Source organism: Alcaligenes sp. NLF5-7 (assembly GCF_024266725.1).
In the GTDB taxonomy this organism is placed as follows: Bacteria; Pseudomonadota; Gammaproteobacteria; order Burkholderiales; family Burkholderiaceae_B; genus Alcaligenes; species Alcaligenes phenolicus.
Window position 1 is genome coordinate 3,393,774 of sequence record NZ_CP100755.1, and the last position, 19,040, is coordinate 3,412,813.

At 57.4% G+C, this 19,040-nt stretch carries 14 protein-coding genes; 7 read left to right on the forward strand and 7 right to left on the reverse strand.

What is annotated here, in order from left to right:
* The first annotated feature begins 4 nt into the window (after positions 1-4).
* The 7 genes from hflC (at position 5) to rpoD (ending at position 9,107) form a co-directional block, all read left to right on the forward strand.
* Positions 5-892: a protease modulator HflC gene (hflC, locus tag MID00_RS15625; protein ID WP_021446479.1), complete on the forward strand. Its 888-nt coding sequence runs from the start codon at positions 5-7 to the stop codon at positions 890-892.
* A gap of 170 nt (positions 893-1,062) precedes the next feature.
* On the forward strand, positions 1,063-2,220 hold the full coding sequence (locus MID00_RS15630) for an ATP phosphoribosyltransferase regulatory subunit (RefSeq protein WP_009455869.1): 1,158 nt from the start codon (positions 1,063-1,065) through the stop codon (positions 2,218-2,220).
* A gap of 74 nt (positions 2,221-2,294) precedes the next feature.
* Positions 2,295-3,590 (forward strand): adenylosuccinate synthase, encoded by a 1,296-nt coding sequence (locus MID00_RS15635; protein WP_009455867.1) that lies wholly within the window; start codon positions 2,295-2,297, stop codon positions 3,588-3,590.
* 154 nt (positions 3,591-3,744) lie between these two features.
* Complete coding sequence (locus MID00_RS15640; RefSeq protein WP_021446480.1) at positions 3,745-4,290, forward strand: phosphoribosyltransferase; 546 nt, start codon at positions 3,745-3,747, stop codon at positions 4,288-4,290.
* Positions 4,291-4,412: 122 nt separating this feature from the next.
* Positions 4,413-4,625: a 30S ribosomal protein S21 gene (gene rpsU / locus MID00_RS15645; protein ID WP_003799344.1), complete on the forward strand. Its 213-nt coding sequence runs from the start codon at positions 4,413-4,415 to the stop codon at positions 4,623-4,625.
* Positions 4,622-6,625, forward strand: a complete 2,004-nt coding sequence (gene dnaG / locus MID00_RS15650) for a DNA primase (RefSeq protein ID WP_009455860.1) — start codon at positions 4,622-4,624, stop codon at positions 6,623-6,625. The genes rpsU and dnaG overlap by 4 nt, the downstream gene beginning before the upstream one ends.
* Before the next feature lie 259 nt (positions 6,626-6,884).
* Entirely contained in the window at positions 6,885-9,107 is a 2,223-nt protein-coding gene (gene rpoD, locus MID00_RS15655; RefSeq protein WP_021446482.1) for an RNA polymerase sigma factor RpoD, read from the forward strand.
* Positions 9,108-9,321: 214 nt separating this feature from the next.
* Here rpoD and MID00_RS15660 read toward each other — a convergent pair whose 3' ends face one another.
* From MID00_RS15660 to xdhA, 7 genes are all read right to left on the reverse strand, one after another.
* Entirely contained in the window at positions 9,322-10,596 is a 1,275-nt protein-coding gene (locus MID00_RS15660) for a HAMP domain-containing sensor histidine kinase (RefSeq protein WP_031231909.1), read from the reverse strand.
* A gap of 33 nt (positions 10,597-10,629) precedes the next feature.
* Positions 10,630-11,304 (reverse strand): response regulator transcription factor, encoded by a 675-nt coding sequence (locus MID00_RS15665; protein ID WP_009455854.1) that lies wholly within the window; start codon positions 11,302-11,304, stop codon positions 10,630-10,632.
* 59 nt (positions 11,305-11,363) lie between these two features.
* Positions 11,364-12,665 carry an isoprenylcysteine carboxylmethyltransferase family protein gene (locus MID00_RS15670; protein ID WP_254499037.1) on the reverse strand — a complete coding sequence of 434 codons (1,302 nt, stop codon included), beginning with the start codon at positions 12,663-12,665 and terminating at the stop codon, positions 11,364-11,366.
* 192 nt (positions 12,666-12,857) lie between these two features.
* On the reverse strand, positions 12,858-14,183 hold the full coding sequence (guaD, locus tag MID00_RS15675; RefSeq protein ID WP_009455850.1) for a guanine deaminase: 1,326 nt from the start codon (positions 14,181-14,183) through the stop codon (positions 12,858-12,860).
* A 24-nt stretch (positions 14,184-14,207) separates the two neighbouring features.
* Positions 14,208-15,176: a xanthine dehydrogenase accessory protein XdhC gene (gene xdhC / locus MID00_RS15680; protein ID WP_250755841.1), complete on the reverse strand. Its 969-nt coding sequence runs from the start codon at positions 15,174-15,176 to the stop codon at positions 14,208-14,210.
* Positions 15,173-17,500, reverse strand: a complete 2,328-nt coding sequence (gene xdhB, locus MID00_RS15685; RefSeq protein ID WP_250755840.1) for a xanthine dehydrogenase molybdopterin binding subunit — start codon at positions 17,498-17,500, stop codon at positions 15,173-15,175. Before xdhB ends, xdhC begins: the two co-directional genes overlap by 4 nt.
* Complete coding sequence (gene xdhA / locus MID00_RS15690; protein WP_254499038.1) at positions 17,500-18,993, reverse strand: xanthine dehydrogenase small subunit; 1,494 nt, start codon at positions 18,991-18,993, stop codon at positions 17,500-17,502. The genes xdhB and xdhA overlap by 1 nt, the downstream gene beginning before the upstream one ends.
* Between the last annotated feature and the right edge of the window lie 47 nt (positions 18,994-19,040).

Genomic DNA, 19,040 nt, shown 5'->3' on the forward strand with positions numbered 1-19,040 from the left:
CTTGATGCAACGTTTATTTCCTGCTCTGGTGGCCCTGGCGGTAATTGTCGGTCTGCTGCTGTCTTCCGTTTTCATCGTGCGTGAGCGCGATGCGGCTCTGGTTTTTGCCCTGGGTGAGGTGCGTGGCACCATCACGACTCCCGGTTTGTATTTCAAGCTGCCGCCACCGTTTGAAAACGTGGTGTTCCTGGACAAGCGTCTGCAGACGATTGAAACCAAGGACCCTGAGCGTATTCAGACGGCTGAAAAGAAAAACCTGCTGATCGACTCCTACGTCAAATGGCGTATTTCCGATCCACGCCTGTTTTACGTGACGTTTGGTGCAACGGATCGTGGTGCTGTCGAGCGTTTGCAGGCCCAGATTCGTGATGCCCTGAACGCCTCGGTGAACGTACGTACGGTGAAAGAAGTGGTTTCCACCGAGCGTGATGCGATCATGCGTGAGGTGCTGACGGCCGTTGAGGCCCGTGCCCGTCCTTTGGGTGTGGAAGTGATTGACGTGCGTTTGCGTCGTATTGACTTCGCTCCCGAGATTTCGGAATCGGTATACCGTCGTATGGAAGCCGAGCGTACACAAGAAGCCAACCGTTTGCGTGCAACCGGTGCGGCTGAAAGTGAGCGTATCCGTGCCGAGGCCGAACGTCAGCGTGAAGAGTTGCTGGCCGACGCGTATGCCCAAGCTCAGGCCATCCGTGGTCAGGGTGATGGTGAAGCCGCTGCCATTTACTCCGATAGTTATGGCAAGAACCCCGAGTTCTATCGTTTCTACCGCAGTCTGGAAGCCTACCGCAGTGCTTTCAGCAAACAGACCGACACACTGGTCATCAGCCCTGACTCTGATTTCTTCAAGTATTGGGGCAAGCAAGGATCACCCGCAGCACCTGCGAACTGATCCCCGCTAGAGAACTTAGGGCCGCTGGGTGTTCCACCCGCGGCCCTGATCGTTTATACTAGCGTGTAAGTTACTAACACCACTTCGCATGCGACTTGGGCGGCTTACAGGCCCCAAGTCGCTTTTTGTTTGGCTGGAACTTTCGTTTATAAGTAGTCCGAGGCACGAGTATGTCCAATTGGTTGTTGCCAGAGAGCCTGGCTGATATCTTGCCTGCAGAGGCGCGCCGCATCGAAGAACTGCGCCGCGATTTGCTAGACTTGTATCGTACTTACGGGTTCGAACTGGTAGCTCCACCTCTGGTGGAGTATCTGGAATCCCTGCAAGCGGTTTCTGGCACAGATCTGAATCTGCGTACCAGCAAAGTCGTCGATCAAATCTCGGGTCGCACCATGGGCGTACGCGCCGACATGACCCCCCAGGTGGCACGTATCGACGCTCACTTGCTTAACCGCGAAGGCGTCACTCGGCTTTGCTACTGTGGTTCGGTCTTGCATGCCCGTCCGGCTGGTTTGTTGTCGGACCGTGAATTGTTGCAGATTGGCGCGGAAATTTTCGGCCATGCCGGTATTGAGTCCGATCTGGAAGTGGTGCAACTGGCGCTGGAAAGCGTGGGTCGGGCAGGGGTGCATCATCCTCGCCTGGACTTGAACTACCCCGATCTGGGGCGCTTCCTGATCGAGCGCGATCCTATTTTGAAAACCCGCGTGGCAGAAGTGTGTGAGCTTCTGAACGCCAAAGATGTGTCGGGCCTGCGCGCCCTGGGTCGTGAGTCGGGCTGTCTGCCTGAAACCACCCGCTATCTGCTGGCTTTGACCTCGCTGTATGGCGATGGCAGCGTACTGGAGCGTGCCCGCAGTGTTCTGCCGGACGAACCGGAAGTGCGCGAAGCTCTGGGTAGCCTGCGCAGCTTCATTGATGCTTTGCCTGGCCACGAAATTACGGTGGACCTGGCCGACATCGGCAGCGGTTATGCCTACCATTCGGGCCTGATCTTTTCGGTTTACGCCGAAGGCTGGCACGATGCCTTGGTCAAGGGCGGACGCTTTGACGGTATTGGCCGCATGTATGGTCGTGCTCGTCCTGCAACCGGCTTCAGCCTGGATTTGCGCAAGCTCTCGGCTGGCTTGGCACCGGCTCAGGCAGCCCGTGCAGTACGCGCTCCCTGGGGGAGTGATGCGGCCCTGACTGCAGCGGTCAAGCAGCTGCGTCAAAACGGTGAAATTGTGATTCAGATGCTGCCCGGTCAGGAGCTGAATCTGGATGAATTCGTGATCGATCGCGAGCTGGTCTCGCTGGACGGTCAGTGGCAAGTTAGGGCGCTGTAAGCCAGGCGGTTTGTAGCGTTGGTGATTGTTATTGGTCCGGCACCGTGCCGGCCTCCTTTATTCTGATACTAGACATGAGCAAAAACCTTGTGGTGATTGGCACCCAGTGGGGTGACGAAGGCAAAGGCAAGATCGTCGACTGGCTGGCCGAGTCCGCGCATGGCGTGGTTCGTTTCCAGGGTGGGCATAACGCTGGCCATACATTGTGGATTAATGGCAAGAAGACCATTCTGCGCTTGATTCCGTCGGGCATCATGCACGAGCACGTCACTTGCTACATTGGCAATGGCGTGGTGCTGTCGCCTGAGGCCCTCTTGACTGAAATCGCCGAGCTGGAAGCTGCCGGTCTGGACGTGCGTTCGCGCCTGCAGATCTCGCCCGCTTGCCCGCTGATTTTGCCCTACCACATCGCCGTGGACCAGGCTCGTGAAAAGCGTAAAGGCGACGGCAAGATCGGTACTACCGGTCGCGGTATCGGCCCTGCCTACGAAGACAAGGTGGCACGCCGTGCCCTGCGTGTTCAGGACCTGTACGATCCCGAAATCTTTGACGAAAAATTGTCCGAAGCGCTGGATTACCACAACTTCGTGCTGACCCAGTACCTGGGCGCTGAAGCTGTTTCCGCTGAACAGGTTCGCGACCTGGCCATGAAGCACGCTGAACAGCTGGCTCCTATGGTCGCTGATGTATCCAACAACCTGTACCAGGCCAAGAAAGCAGGGCAGAAACTCCTGTTTGAAGGTGCCCAGGGTGCATTGTTGGATATTGACCACGGTACATACCCCTTCGTGACCAGCAGCAACTGCTTGTCCGGTGCCGCTTCCGCAGGTTCGGGTGTGGGTCCTCAGGAATTGAGCTACGTGCTCGGTATCGCCAAGTCCTACACCACTCGCGTGGGTTCGGGTCCATTCCCGACCGAGTTGCTGGATGACACCGGCATGCGTCTGGCTACGGTTGGCAAGGAATTCGGTTCCGTTACCGGTCGTCCACGTCGTTGCGGCTGGTTTGATGCGGCGGCCATGAAGCGTTCGGTCATGATTAACGGTATTTCCGGTCTGTGCATTACCAAGCTGGACGTGCTGGACGGCGTTGAGCAAATCAAGATTGGTGTGGGTTACCGCTACAAGGGCGAATTCCTGGACGTCCTGCCCTACGGCGCACACGCGGTTGCCGAAGCCGAGCCCGTTCTGGAAGAAATGCCCGGCTGGACCGAGTCCACCGTGGGCGTGACTGACTACGACAAGTTGCCTATCAACGCTCGTCGTTACCTGGAACGCATTGCTGAACTGTGCGATGTACCTATCGACATGGTTTCCACAGGGCCAGATCGCAACGAAACCATCGTATTGCGCGATCCGTTTACCAAATAAGCGATTTATCGCGGTATAATGCCTTGCACCGTTGTACGGTGCGTACAGAGCGGCCTGAAGGGCCGCTTTGTCGTTCTGGACGCTGCGTTGGCCTACCAGACTCTTGTTTTGCAGGTACCAAAGCGCAGCTAGTGCATTTATATCTGGAATACATATGAGTCTGCCCCCAAATAGCGATACTGATGAATGGGTTTCCTGGGAACAATACAATCGCCTGATTGAACAATTGGCCCTGAGTATTCACGAATCAGGCTGGAAATTCGACAAAATTGTTTGCCTGGCCCGAGGCGGCATGAGAGTGGGAGACGTTATTTCGCGCATCTATGATGTACCCCTGGGTATTTTGGCCACCAGCAGCTATCGCGAAGCCGCCGGTACCGAACAGGGTGATCTGGATATTGCGCAATACATCACCATTACCCGTGGCACCCTGGATGGCAATGTGCTGCTGGTCGATGATATGGTCGATACGGGCAAGACTTTTATGCGTGTACGTGATCACCTGCGTGCACAGTTTCCCGCGATCACCGAGCTGAAAACCGCCGTTTTGTGGTGGAAAGGCCACGCCCAGGTCGACCCGGACTACTACGTGTCCAAGTTGCCCACAAATCCCTGGATTCATCAGCCTTTTGAGGACTACGATAGCATTCGCCCTCATCAGCTGGACGCCTGGATCCGTAAGGGTACCGGCCAGGCTTGATCGCTGGCATTCAGATAATTGGTGGATAGCCTAATTGCGCCTTGCTTGGTGTATGCCAGCAATCGTGCTACCATATTGGGCTATCTGTTACGCTAACTCTTTTTACAAAGGTCAGGGATTACATGTCCATTGTTCGCCTGAAAGAAAACGAACCCTTTGAAGTTGCTCTGCGCCGCTTCAAACGCACTATTGAAAAAACCGGTCTGTTGACCGAGCTGCGTTCGCGCGAATTCTACGAAAAGCCAACGGCTGAGCGCAAGCGCAAGCACGCTGCCGCCGTGAAGCGTCACTACAAACGCATCCGCAGCCAGCAACTGCCTCCACGCTTGTATTGATCCCTGAATCTTTTGTTCAGGAACTGCTCGCCCGTGTCGATGTCGTAGATGTCGTCGGGCGGTACGTGCAGTTGCGTAAAGGCGGGGCCAACTTGCTTGGCCTGTGCCCTTTTCACAACGAAAAATCCCCTTCATTTACAGTCAGTCCCACCAAGCAGTTTTACCATTGCTTCGGTTGTGGCGCTCACGGATCGGCTATCTCGTTCCTGATGGAACACACAGGGGCTTCATTCCCCGAGGCGGTACGCAGCTTAGCTGGTTCCGTCGGAATGACTGTGCCCGAAGCAGATCGCACCCCACGCCAACGTGCTGCCGATGCGCGTCGTAAAGACGAGTTGTCGCGTCAGCATCATATTCTTGAAACGGCACAGGGGCACTACCTACGTCAGCTAAAACAGTCACCCATTGCTATCGACTATCTAAAACGTCGTGGCCTGGATGGGGAGACGGCTGCCCGTTTCGGTTTGGGCTGGACAGGTACGGAGCGACGCGGCTTATCGGCTGTATTTCCGCAGTACGAAGACAAGCAGCTGGTTGAGTCCGGCCTGGTGATCGAGTCCGAAGATGGTCGTCGCTACGACCGTTTCCGTTCGCGCATCATGTTTCCGATCCGCAGTACCAAGGGCCATATCATTGGCTTTGGTGGCCGTCTGATCGAAAAAGGTGAACCCAAGTACCTGAATTCGCCGGAAACCACGCTGTTTTCCAAAGGACACGAGCTATACGGCTTGTGGGAAGGACGTCAGGGCATACGCAAAGAAGGCTTTGTCCTGATTGTTGAAGGTTATATGGACGTGGTGGCGCTGTCGCAACATGGCTTGCACAATGCCGTAGCGACCTTGGGCACCGCGACAACCGAATACCACATCACCAAATTGATGCGCGCCAGCGACAGGCTGGTGTTTTGCTTTGATGGTGACGGGGCAGGGCGCAAGGCCGCCTGGCGTGCTTTGAATACCTGCTTGCCGCTGGTACGTGACGATGTGTCCATCCGCTTCATGTTCCTGGCGGATAACCACGACCCCGATTCTTTTGTTCGTGAGCACGGTGCTGCCGCGTTTCGCGAGCAGGCCCAGGAAGCAGCAGCTTTGTCGCGCTTCTTCCTGGACGAGCTGGCGGCCCGCCATCGCATGGACGAGGCCGAAGGCCGCGCGGCCTGCGTGCACGAGGCCTTGCCTTTGCTGCTGGAACTGGCTGACAGTACCTTGAAAGTGCAGATTCAGCACGAATTTGCCCGCATGGTGCTGCTGACGCCGGACGAGCTGGCGCAGCGCCTGAGTACCGTAGAGCCGGTTCGTCGGCCTGCTGTGGATACGCCGCCTGCTCAGGATGGTCTGGTAGCCAGACCACCGGTTCCGGCGCAGCCAGCACCATCTTCAGATGGCATGGAGCTGTTTGAGGACGGTTTTGATGGTTCGTTTGCTGACAGTCTGCCTATGGATGGCTGGCAGGACGACTCTGATTGGCAGCCTCAACCCCAGTATCAGGAGCGGCCAGTGACTGCTCGTGGCAAGGGCAAGAACAACCGTCAACGGACCGAGCGCGCTGTCGTGGGTGGCAGCCGTGCGGTGACGCCCATGGCCAAGCGATTGCTGCGCTTGCTTATTGGGCATCCGACTCTGGTGGGCGAGCTGGGCGATCAACAACTTGAAATTTTGGCGCAAAGTCCCCATTTACGTTTAGTGCAAGAGCTGATTGCCTTAAGCAATATCAGCTCGGCGCGTCACGCAGGTGCGTTGCTGGAGGCCGTGGACCCCGAGTCCGACCTGGCCCCTGTGCTCGAAGCGCTGGCCACGGAGCTCTTGGGCGAAGAAGAATTGCCTGACCCGCAGGGTGAATGGCGTGATGCGCTGCATCGCATCGAACTGGATGCGATCAAGGCAGAGCAGTCGGCATTGGTGGCCACGGGTTTGCAAGAGCCCGAACAGCGTCAGCGTTATCAAGAATTGACACGCCGTATTGCTTTGTTGAATGCTGCTTATACTCGGCAAGTGAAGTAAAATATTGGGTTATGTGTTGTGTTTGTGGCCGGCCAGGGGGTTAAAACTGGTACGCGAGCAAATGCGGCGGGTTAGCGGATTGTGAACCACCTTATGCCTTGAGCCCATGAGCCAGGGATTAAATGACTTAGGGTTCGCTCGCGCAACACGCCCAGGAGCAAGCCGGTTGTGAACACGCTCATTATCAGGCTCTTGCCTGTACGACTCGGTGGCTACATATTTAGTGCCACAGGGGTAAATGGCGTCTATGGAAGAAAATATGACTCAAACGACTGGTAAAACCTCGACGACGGTCTCTCGGTCTGCTAAGAAAACTTTGGCCGCGACAGCAAAATCAGGGGCATCAAGCTCGGTAGAGCTCGATGAGCTTCACGAAAGTGGAGAGCCAGGCGCAGCGCCTGCCAAGAAGGCAGCTAAAAAGGCGGCTGCTAAAAAAACGGTAGCCAAAAAAGCGGCTGCCAAGAAAACAGCGGCTAAAGCCGCTACCGGCGGTCGCCGTGGACGTCCTGCAAAGAATGCCAATAACGACGGTATCGACTTTGTCGATGACGACGAAATGGGCGAAGAAGAGGTCATTCCTGATCTCAAGCCGGTGGCCAAGCGTGGTGCCAAGCGCGCTAAAGCCGAAAAAGATGTATTCGGTGTCCGTGGCCAACTGAGCCCTGAAGAACAGGAAGCCCGTCGCAATCGCCTCAAAGCCCTGATCAAGCTGGGTAAGGACCGCGGTTACCTGACCTACAGTGAAATCAACGATCACCTGCCCGATGATCTGGTGGATGTCGAAGCCATTGATGGCATTATCGGCACCTTCAGTGACATGGGTATCTCGGTTTACGACCAGGCTCCCGACGCTGACACCTTGCTCATGAGCGATAACGCGCCCATGGCATCCAGCGACGACGACGTCGAGGACGAAGCTGAAGCTGCTCTGACCACGGTGGACTCTGACTTCGGTCGCACGACTGACCCTGTGCGTATGTACATGCGCGAAATGGGTTCGGTGGAACTGCTGACCCGCGAAGGCGAAATTGAAATCGCCAAGCGCATCGAAGATGGCTTGAAGCACATGGTGATGGCTATCGCCGCCTGCCCAACCACGGTTAACGAGATCCTGGCCTACGTTCAGCGTGTACGCGAAGGCGTCATGCAGATCGACGAAGTGGTTGACGGTCTGGTGGACGATGATGGCGAAGAATACGCCGGTTCCGGTGTAACCGCTGACGACGAGGACGAAGGTCCAGCCGGCGGCATGAGCAGCAAGCAGATTGAATACCTGCGCAACAAGTCGCTCAAGAAATTCGACATCATTGGCGAATGGTTTGACAAGATGCGCGTGTCCTTCGAGTCCGAAGGTTACAAGAGCGCAGGCTATGTGCAAGCCCAGGAAACCATCCTGAACGAATTCATGGGCATCCGCTTTACCGCCAAGATGGTGGAAAAGCTGGCCGATACCATGCGCGAGCAGGTTGCCATCGTGCGTCAGCACGAGCGCGAAATCCTGAACATCTGTGTGGATCGTGCTGATATGCCACGTGCACACTTCATCAAGGCTTTCCCCGGCAACGAAACCAATCTGGATTGGGTGGTGCAGGAGGTGGCAGCAGGCCATCCTTACAGCTCCATTCTGGAGCGCCACATCCCTGCCATTCAGGAAGTTCAGCAAAAGCTGATCGATCTGCAAACCAGCGTTGTGCTGCCTTTGAAGGACCTGAAAGAAGTCAACAAACGCATGACCACGGGCGAAGCCAAGGCACGTAAAGCCAAGCGCGAAATGACCGAGGCCAACTTGCGTCTGGTGATCTCCATCGCCAAGAAGTACACCAACCGTGGCTTGCAGTTCCTGGACCTGATTCAGGAAGGCAATATCGGTTTGATGAAGGCAGTGGACAAGTTCGAATACCGTCGTGGCTACAAATTCTCCACGTACGCTACGTGGTGGATTCGTCAGGCCATTACGCGTTCGATCGCTGACCAGGCCCGCACGATTCGTATTCCGGTTCACATGATCGAGACGATCAACAAGATGAACCGTATCAATCGTCAGATCCTGCAGGAAACCGGCGTTGAGCCCGATCCCGCAACTCTGGCCCAGAAGATGGACATGCCCGAGGACAAGGTTCGCAAGATCCTGAAGATCGCCAAAGAGCCTATCTCCATGGAAACGCCTATCGGTGACGATGACGATTCCCACCTGGGCGATTTCATCGAGGACAACAACACCGTTTCGCCATCGGATTCCGCTTTGCACGGTTCCATGCGCGATGTGGTCAAGGATGTCCTGGATTCCCTGACGCCACGTGAAGCCAAAGTGCTGCGCATGCGTTTCGGTATCGAGATGAGCACCGACCAGACTCTGGAAGAAGTGGGTAAGCAGTTTGACGTTACGCGTGAGCGTATTCGTCAAATAGAAGCCAAGGCTTTGCGCAAGCTGCGTCATCCTAGCCGTGCCGACAAACTGAAGAGCTTCCTGGAAAGCCAGTAAGTCTTTAGCAGGTCTGCTTGAGCAAGATAAAAAACCCGGTCTGAATAAGACCGGGTTTTTTTGTGCTCATTGCCCAGCCTTTTAAAATCTCTTTTCAAGGGTTAGGCGCTGCAGTTGAGAAAAGCTTACTAGGTCTTTGGTCTTGCCTGTCGCAATGAGTTTTTGATGCTCTTGGCGACACCGTTCGTGCAGATAAGTTTGCCGTTTCAGGATATCAGGACGGATCCAGATCCAGCTTGAATACACAGCCTTTGCCATTCGGCCCGCTTTGTACACTTAAACTCCAGCCTTGCGCCAACGCCAGTTGGCGTGCCAGTGCCAGGCCTATGCCTCTGTGGCCTTCTTCGCGCAGTCCTGTCGTCAGTTGTTTGCCCTGGCTGAAGTGGCGCTCAAAGATCAGGATTTGATCTTGTTTGGCAATGCCGGGGCCGTCGTCTTGCAAAGCCAGGACTGAGGGGGCAATCCAGCTCAGTTGCAGCTTGCAGGGGGCGGCGTGGTCGATGGCATTGCGCATCAGGATGCGCAGCAACATGGACAGGGCATAGGGGTCCAAGGTGTAGTGCAAGTGGTCAGGCACCAAATTGCTCCAACGTACTTGCTGGCTATCCGCATCCAGCAGGGCGACGGCCTGCCAGGTCTGTTGAGCCAGCTCGTGGACCTCGACTTCGCGCACATGGCGCTCTGCGGTGTAAGCCAGGCTTTCTGCGGCATCCAGGCTGGCGGTGACGGCATCGGCGTGGACCATCATGCGTTGCAGTCGCTGTTGTTGAGGGCCTTCGGGCAGTTGCAGCAGCAAAAGCTCGCAATCGCTGCGTATGGCAGTCAGCCCTGTACGCAGCTCGTGGCCCAGATTGGCGGCGAACTCGCGTTCATGCGTCAGTAGTTCCTCAACTTGCTCCTGCATGCGATTAAAGGCTCGGATCAGCCGGCCAGCTTCATCATCCTGGTGTTCGGGCAGGCCGGAGCGGCCGGGTGCCCAGTTTTCCAGATGGCGGGACAGGGTCAGCATGGGAGCCACAGCGTGGCGGGCTACTCGACGCCCGAGTAAAAACACCAGCAAAATCGTGGCCGAACCGATCAGGAGCAGAATCAGGCCAAACTCGCGTACTCGGTCTTCGTGAGGGGTGGCGCGATACACCAGATACAGCTGGCCTTGCTCTTTGTCCTGGCGCAGCACGTGCCAGGTGTCACTACCCAGATGAAATTCGTAAATGCCCGGTTCGGAAACACGGGCAAATTCGGGCAAATTGTCCAGAGTTTGGCCCGGCAAAAACCAATAGCTGTCCAGCTCTGCGCCCAGGGCTTCACTGCGGTCGTAGGCGCTGTCGGGTAAAAGAGTGGGGTTGCGAGCGTAAGAGACCAGCATGGCGTTGACCATCTCGTCTTCCATGCGCGCAAAGGCTACATAGGCCAGTCCCCCCATAATGATGACCAGCAAGGCGGCTATCAGGGTCAGGGCCCAGGATACACGCTGGGTAAGGGTGCTCATGAAGCGGCTGCGGCGCGGGGCTATGGCCATCCCTTAGCTCTCCTGTTGCAAACGCCAGCCCATGCCGGGCAAGGTTTCAATGGTGCCTGCGCCAGCCTCGGACAAGGCGCGGCGCAAGATATGGATTTGACTGCGCAAGGCTTCTGGGGACGGTGCACCCTGTGGCCACAGGGTTTTCTCCAGGGAGCGACGTGTCAGAATGGCTTGCGGGTCGCGTAACAGAGCTTCCAGCAACTGGCGGGCTTTGAAACTCAGGTGCAGTTCCTGACCGTTTACGCTGACCAGCGCCGTATCCAGGTTGTATTCCAGACTGCCCCAATGCAGTGAGCCGTGCTGTACTTGTGGTGGGCCACGACGCATCAGAGCGCGTAGCCGGGCCTCGACTTCAGCCAAGGCAAAAGGTTTGATCAGATAGTCGTCCGCCCCCAGATCAAAGGCCGTGAGCTTGCTCTCCAACTGGCTGCGGGCTGTCAGTACCAAGGTCGGGATGGGTGTTTGACTGGACTGGCGCAGGGCCTGGAGTACACCAAAACCATCCAGACCGGGCAGGCCCAGATCCAGCACCAGCGCATCAAAGTCCTGTTCTTGCAGCAGTGTCAGTGCACCATTGCCGTCGTAGGCGGCATCCACAGCAAAGCCTTTCAGTTCCAGATAGGTATAAAGATTTTCGGCAATGGTCGTATCGTTTTCAACAATCAGGACACGCATGACAGCTTGTTCCACAGGGTTGGGACAGTTCTTGTGCAGCTTACTGCACTTGGGGACGATCAGGGTAGACGCAGAAGTACGGGTACCCAGCCATTGATTTGCAACCACTGTGCCAGGGCAAAGACGGGCCAGATCAGGAAGTAGGGCAAGGCATCGCGCAAGGTGCGGGCCAATCCTGTCAGGGACACTTGCAGTTCGTTCGGGCTGTTCCAGAGGCTCAGGCGTGGGATCAGGCGGGGCACGCGCTGGCAGTAGTCCTGATAATCCTGACCAAAGACTTTGTGCAGCAGAACCTGTTCTTCGTCGATCACATTGTTGAAGACGGCGTAGACAAACAAGGCGAGTATGGGGCCAAGCAGCAGGCTGCCGGACAGTGCACCCATGCCGGTGACGGCACACAGGGAAAACAGATACAGCGGGTTGCGGCTGATGGAGTAGGGGCCTTGGCTGATCAGGCTGGAGCCTTTATGACCACCCAGGTACAACATGCACCAGCAGCGGCCCAGGACGGCAATCAGGACCAGCCCCAGACCGGCCATTCGGGTGAATTGAAAGACCAGCGAGTCGACCGCCCATGTGGAGGCGAAGAAAGGCAGAATCACGACCATCAGGCCACCAAACATCCCCAGGCTGCGGCGACGTTGTACCTGAATGCTGGCCAGATGTTCCCAGGCCTCTGCAACCGTGGCGCGTTCGCCATGGGAGGCTGACCAGCGTTCGGGATTCACGATCAAGGGGTAGAAGGCGATGCTGCCCAGCAGCCAGACAAGCGCCAGTGAGGCAAACACTTGAGTCAGATTGATACGCTCTTGATCCGCTTCCAGCAAGCCCAACAAAAAGGCGCAGATCAAACCGGCCAGCAGGCCCCCCCAGCGCAGGCGGGCCTGGTTCAAGGCCCAACCGGCAAAGTACAGGTGTAGCAAGCCAGCGCCCACGGCGACGATGGCACCCACTTCCAGCAAGGGTTTGATCTCGGGTATCTGGTGATACAGCGATTCCAGGCTTGGGGAGGTGGCGGAGTACTGCAGAAGCAGCATCAGCAAAGGCACGGCCAGGAACAGGCTGGTGCCCAGCAACAGGATGCGTTTGCCTGGCAAGGCCTCTTGTCCGCGCAGCTGGCGCAGCTTCCAGGCAGCCAGGAACAAACCAGCGGCGGCAATCAGGCCGGTCAGCAGACCTTGAGCCTCTTTCATTTCATGGGCCATATGGCCAGGTTGCTGGCTGGATGCCAGCAAGGGATTGAGCGGGGACCAGTCCTGGGTCAGGCTGGCCAGCCAGAGAAACAAAAAGGTCACTCCCACAACCTGCGTCAGCAGGTAGAACAGGGAGTTGCGTTGCACCAGTGTTGATGTGCCGGACATAATCAAATCTCGCCAAGAAGAGGGGGGAGCCGGGGCTGGCTCCCTACTGACGGGATCAATGTATCGTTGGCACCGTAAAATCCGCGTTAAATCGAAAAACGCGTGCAGATATTTTTTGGGTAGACGGAAAAGAGTCCCTGGCGGCGGTTGTAATGATTGGAGTTGCCCGCCAGGACCCGGCTTCAGTTGTGTTTAGTGATCGCGCTGATGCACGCAGCGGCCTGCGCTGTAGCTGGCTTGAATGCAGCGATCGTCACCCAGCAGGGCCAGCATGAACAATTGCTCTTCCAGCGAGTTCAGCATGGTGCTGCGGCGGGCCATCAAGGGAGTGGCCTTGGGGTCCATCACAATAAAGTCCGCCTCGGCACCAGGAGCCAGCGTGCCGATTTGACCCTGCATGTCCAGTGCCCGCGCGGCCCCTTCGGTGGCCATGTAGAACATGGATGCGGCGGTCAGATGGTAGTTGTTCAGACGGGCCACTTTGTGGGCTTCGTTCATGGTGCGCAGCATGGAGAACGACGTCCCGCCGCCCACATCGGTGGCCAGGGTGTGCAGCACCTTGCTTTGGCGAATGGACTGGAAATCGAACAAACCAGAGGCCAGGAACAGGTTGGAGGTGGGGCAGTGCGCCGCAATACTGCCGGTATCGTGCATGCGGGCGCGATCCTGCTCGTCCAGCCAGATACTGTGGCCGTAGATGGCGCGGGGGCGCAGCAGACCAAAGCTGTCGTACACGTCCAGATAGCTGCGGTTCTTGGGGAACAGCTCGCTTACCCATTTGATTTCGTCCTTGTTTTCTGCCACATGGGTTTGCAGAAACACATCGGGGTAGGCGCGGGCCAGTTCACCACAGGCGGCCAATTGCTCCGGGGTGGAGGTGGGCGCAAAACGGGGTGTCAGAGCGTACAGTTGGCGGCCCTTGCCGTGCCAGCGCTTGATGAGGTCTTCCGAATCGCGTGCGCCTGACTCGGCGGTATCTTGCAGATAGTCCGGGCAGTTGCGATCCATCATCACCTTGCCTGCAATCATGCGCAGATTGCGCTCGTGGCTTTCTTCAAAGAAGGCATCCACGGATTGGCGGTGCACACTGCCATAGACCAGGGCGGTGGTGGTGCCGTTGCGCAGCAGTTCGTCCAGAAACACGCCAGCCACTTCGCGGGCATGTTCACTATCGCCAAAACGGCCTTCAGTTGGGAAGGTATAGGTTTCCAGCCAGGGCAGCAGGCCGCTGGAGGGAGAGGCAATAATGTCGGTTTGCGGAAAGTGCAGGTGGGTGTCGATCATGCCTGGCATGATGATTTTTCCGCTCAAATCCACGGTCTTTGTATCGGCAGGCAGGCTGCGCGACAGTTCGGCCCAGTCGCCACAGGCCTGAATCTGGCCCTGTTCGTTGACCAGCAGCAGGCCGTCACTGTGATAGCGCACGGCTTCGGAAGGATCTTCCAATGTGGCAGGGTCCGCGACAAAGTACAGCAGTTGGGCACGGTAGGCGCAGGCGGAGTGTAAAGAGGTAGTCATAGTGTCCTTGAAGTCGAGGTCGCATCAGCGACTGAGCTGGCCCATTTCATAGGCGTGGGTCAGCAATTCGGCGGCGACAGCCACGGCAATAATCGAGGGGGCCTTGCCCTTGATACCTGGCACGCCAATGGGGCAGACCAGTTCCTGAATACGGGATTCGGGCATGCCGCGTTGCTGCAAGCGGCGCTCGAATTGACGACGTTTGGTCATGGAGCCGATCAGGCCCACATAGGCCGTATCGGGCCGGCGCAAGATCTTTTGGCACAGAGCCAGATCGAGGCCGTGATTATGCGTCATCACCAGAAAATAGCTATTGGTCGGGGCTTGTTCGATCAGCGCATCGGGGATGTCGGTAATTTCCAGGCTGACATTGCTGGGTACCTGAGCGGGAAACAGTTCAGGGCGTTCGTCAATCCACAGAACCCGGCATGGCAGGGTGCCCAGAATCTGCACCAGTGCCTCGCCCACATGACCGGCCCCAAACAGCAAAATAGTCAGGGGCGGGGGCGGCAGCTCCTCCATCCAGACGCCTTGCGAGCCGTCGTACTCCAGTCGGGACTCGTCCACAATTGAAGGGCTTTGGATATCAACCTGCTTATTGCCGTCTGAGAGCAATTGTGAACGGCGGCTGGTCGCCTGACCGGCCCGCACGGCGCTATCCAGCTCTTCCAGCCAGCCCAGATCCTCGGCACCCAGGGTTTCGTACAGCAAGGTAACGACCCCGCCGCAACATTGGCCCAGACTGGGGCCCAGCGGCAGGCGGCTCATGCTCCAGCCGGGTCCGGAGGACTGACTGAGCATGACACGTGCCTGTTCTGCCGCTACCCATTCCAGGTGCCCGCCACCAATGGTTAACCACTGCTCAGTTTGGCTGAACAGCATGGCCGTGCCCGTGGTGCGCGGGGTGGAGCCTTTGGCCAGCGCCACCGAGCACAAAACCAGCCGCTCGCCCGCTTTCACACGGGCGAGGGCAAGAGAGGGCCAGCTACTCATTTCGCTTTGCGAATAGCCGCAACAGCCCGCATGACGGCTTCCGCAGTCGCAGGTGCGTTCAGCACGGGCTCAATCTGGTAGTTGCCTACACTGGCAACCGCATCACGGATCGCGTTAAAGACGCAGAACGGTAGCAGCAAAGGCGGTTCGCCCACGGCTTTGGAGCGGTGAATCGAATCCATGGCGTTGCGGCCATCGAACAGATTGACGCGGAAGTCCATGGGGCAGTCGCTGATGGCCGGGATCTTGTAGGTCGACGGTGCATGCGTGGTGAGCTTGCCTTGAGCGTTCCAAACCAGCTCTTCTGTTGTCAGCCAGCCCATACCTTGAATAAAGGCGCCTTCAACCTGGCCAATATCCAGGGCCGGATTGATGGATTTGCCCACATCGTGCAGCACGTCAGCACGCAGAAGACGAGATTCCCCGGTCAGCGTGTCGATCAGCACTTCAGCGACGGCAGCCCCATAAGAGAAGTAGTAGAAGGGGTTGCCCTTCATGACTTTGGAGTCCCAGTGCAGGCCGGGGGTGGCGTAAAAGCCGTCGGACCACAGCTGGACGCGGGCCTGGTAGGCGTGCTCAACCAGTTGAAAGAAGGGCATGGTCTGGCCGCCGATCTGGACCTGACCCCGCTCGAATTTCACGCTGGACTCTTCCACCGAGAAGAGCTGGGCAGCTACCGTCGTCAGACGCTGGCGAATCTGGTAGGCCGCATCCTGGGCGGCTTTACCGTTCAAGTCCGTACCTGTGGATGCCGCCGTGGCCGAGGTATTGGCCACTTTGGTGGTATCGGTGGCCGTGACCCGGATGTGCTCCAGATTCAGGCCCAGTTCATGGGCTACCACCTGGGCCACCTTGGTGTTCAGGCCCTGACCCATTTCCGTGCCACCGTGGTTCACCAAAACCGTGCCGTCACGATAGACGTGGACCAGAGCACCAGCCTGGTTGAAGGCGGGTACGTTAAAGGAAATACCGAATTTCACCGGGGTCAGTGCCAGACCCTTTTTCAGTACCGGGCTGCTGGCATTGAATTCACGGATTTGTTCACGGCGCTGACGGTATTCGCTGGTTTCCTCCAGCTCGGCCACCAGTTCGTGAATGACGTTATCGACCACGGTCTGGTCGTAAGGCGTCACATTACGGTCTTTTTTACCGTAGAAGTTGATGCGGCGTACATCCAGCGGATCTTTGCCCAGGCGGCGGGCAATGGTGTCCAGGGCCACTTCCATCACCAAGGCCCCTTGCGGGCCACCAAAGCCTCGGAAGGCTGTGTTGGATTGGGTATTGGTGCGACCGCACAGCGCGCTCATGTCTACATCAGACAGGTAGTAGGCATTGTCAAAGTGGCAGATGGCGCGGGTTGCCACGGGGCCGGACAAGTCGGCGGAAAAGCCCGAGTTGGCGGTCATGTCCAGACGGGCACCCAGCAGGCGGCCTTCGTCGTCGTAACCAATATCGTATTCATAGTAGAAACCGTGACGCTTGCCGGTAATCATGAAGTCGTCGTCGCGGTCCAGGCGCAGCTTGATCGGGCGCTGCAGCTTGACGGCAGCCACACTGGCCACGCAGGCGTACAGAGCCGATTGAGATTCCTTGCCACCGAAACCACCGCCCATGCGACGGCATTCCACGTGTACCTTGTGCGCGCCAACGCCCAGACAGTGGGCAACCAGCTGCTGCATTTCCGAAGGATGCTGGGTGGAGCACCAGATATGCACGGCGCCGTATTCCTTGGGCACGGCGTAGGAAATCTGGCCTTCCAGGTAAAACTGTTCCTGACCATTGCACTGGAAGGTGCCTTGCAGGCGGTGTGGAGCCGATTCCAATGCTTTTTTGGCGTCGCCTTGTTTCAGGCTCATCAGGGGCAGAACACCGGCGTTCGCGGCCTTGGCTTCTTGTGGAGTCAAGATGGCAGGCAGCTCTTCGTAGGTGATCTTGCCCAGGCGCGCGGCACGGCGTGCCTGGTCGTGGGATTTCGCAATAACCGCAAAAATGGGCTGGCCAAAGTAATGCACCACGCCATCGGCCAGAATGGGATCGTCATGCAGAATAGGGCCACAATTATTTGCGGCGGGAATGTCGGCAACCGTCAGGACGGCAATGACACCGGGCGCTTGACGCACAGCTTCCAGATCCACGTCCAGCAAACGGGCATGGGCTTTTTCCGACAGGCCCAGCGCAATATGGGCCGTGCCCTGCAATTCAGGCAAATCATCGGTATATGTGGCCGTGCCGCTCACGTGCAGGTCTGCCGACTCGTGCAGAAAGGACACGCCGACTCGTTGAGCCGTGGCGGTGTTCAGGTGGTCGATATTGTCAATTTTCATCACAAAGTCTCCAGGCTGGCTTGAGCTCGGTGAAAGACATTCAGCTGGGCGGGACTCAAAGCGTGTTCAGGGTGGGTTTCCAGGAAGAAGCGGTACAGCAAATTGGCCGCACTTTGATTGCGGTATTCGCTGCTGGCACGCATATCGCTCAGGGCCTGATAGTCCTGTTGCAGCGCCTGCATGGCAGCTTGTACGTTTTCTTCGTTCCATTCCTGGCCTTGCAGCACTTGTTCGGCATGGCTGGCACGTTTTGGAGTGGCAGCCATACCACCAAAGGCGATGCGAGCCTGTTTGACGATCCTGCCGTCCAGTTCCACCGCAAAGGCGGCGCACACGGCAGAAATGTCCTGGTCGAAACGCTTGGACAGCTTGTAGGTACGGAATTGCCATTGTCCCTTGTTGCGTGGGACCAGCAGGCCTTGCACGAACTCGCCCGGTTCCATGGCGGTTTTCTGGTAGGCCAGATACAGATCTTCCAAAGGCAGCACGCGCTCGACTGCGCCTTTGCGCAGCACCACACGGGTACGCATGGCAATCAGGGCGGGCATGGAGTCGCCAATGGGCGAGCCGTTGGCCACGTTGCCGCCCAGGGTACCGGCGTTGCGGATAGGGAAGGAGGCAAAGCGTTGGCGCAGTTCTGTCAATTCGGGGTGGTCTTTGATCAGGGCGTCAAAAGCGTCGTTCAACAGCACGCCTGCACCGATATACAGATCGTCCTCGGTGGTTTTCAGTTCGCGCAGCTCGGCCACCTGACCGATATAGATCAGATGCGGCAAATCGCGGAATTGCTTGGTCACCCATAGGCCGATATCGGTGCTGCCAGCCAGAATGCGGGCTTGCGGATATTGCTCGCGCAGCTGGGCCAACTGGTCCAGCGTGCGGGGGGCGTGGAAGGTCTGGCCCTGGTATTCATAGGCCAGCATGCCGTCCTGACGAATGGCACGCAGCTTGTCTTCAATGGATTGGCGATCCATGCTGACAGCCGGATAGCTGTGCATGGCCTTGGCCGCATCAATAATGGGGCGGTAGCCGGTACAGCGGCACAGATTGCCCGAGAGCACATCGTCGATCTGTTCCCGGGAAACCGGGCCGTCTTCGGGCGAGTGCGTCATGTACAGGCCCCACAGCGACATGATGAAGCCGGGCGTACAAAAGCCGCACTGGGCACCGTGCCAGTCCACCATGGCTTGTTGCACGGGGTGCAGGGTGCCATCGTCCTGGCGCAGATCCTCAATAGTGTAGAGCACCTTGCCGTCCAGCGTAGGCAGCAGCTGGATACAGGCGTTTACGGCACGCAATTGCAGTTGATTGTTCTGGTCCAGTTCGCCAATCATGACCGTGCAGGCGCCGCAATCACCCTCGGCACAGCCTTCTTTGGTGCCGGTGCAGTGCAGATCCTCACGGATATACTGTAAAACGGTTCGCGTGGTCGGGGCCTGAGCCACTTCCTGTACTTCGCCGCGATAAATAAAACGAATTGGTCTTGTCTCCATGATCTCACTCGACTGGTTTTTTACGGATCGAAGATAGCATTTGCTTA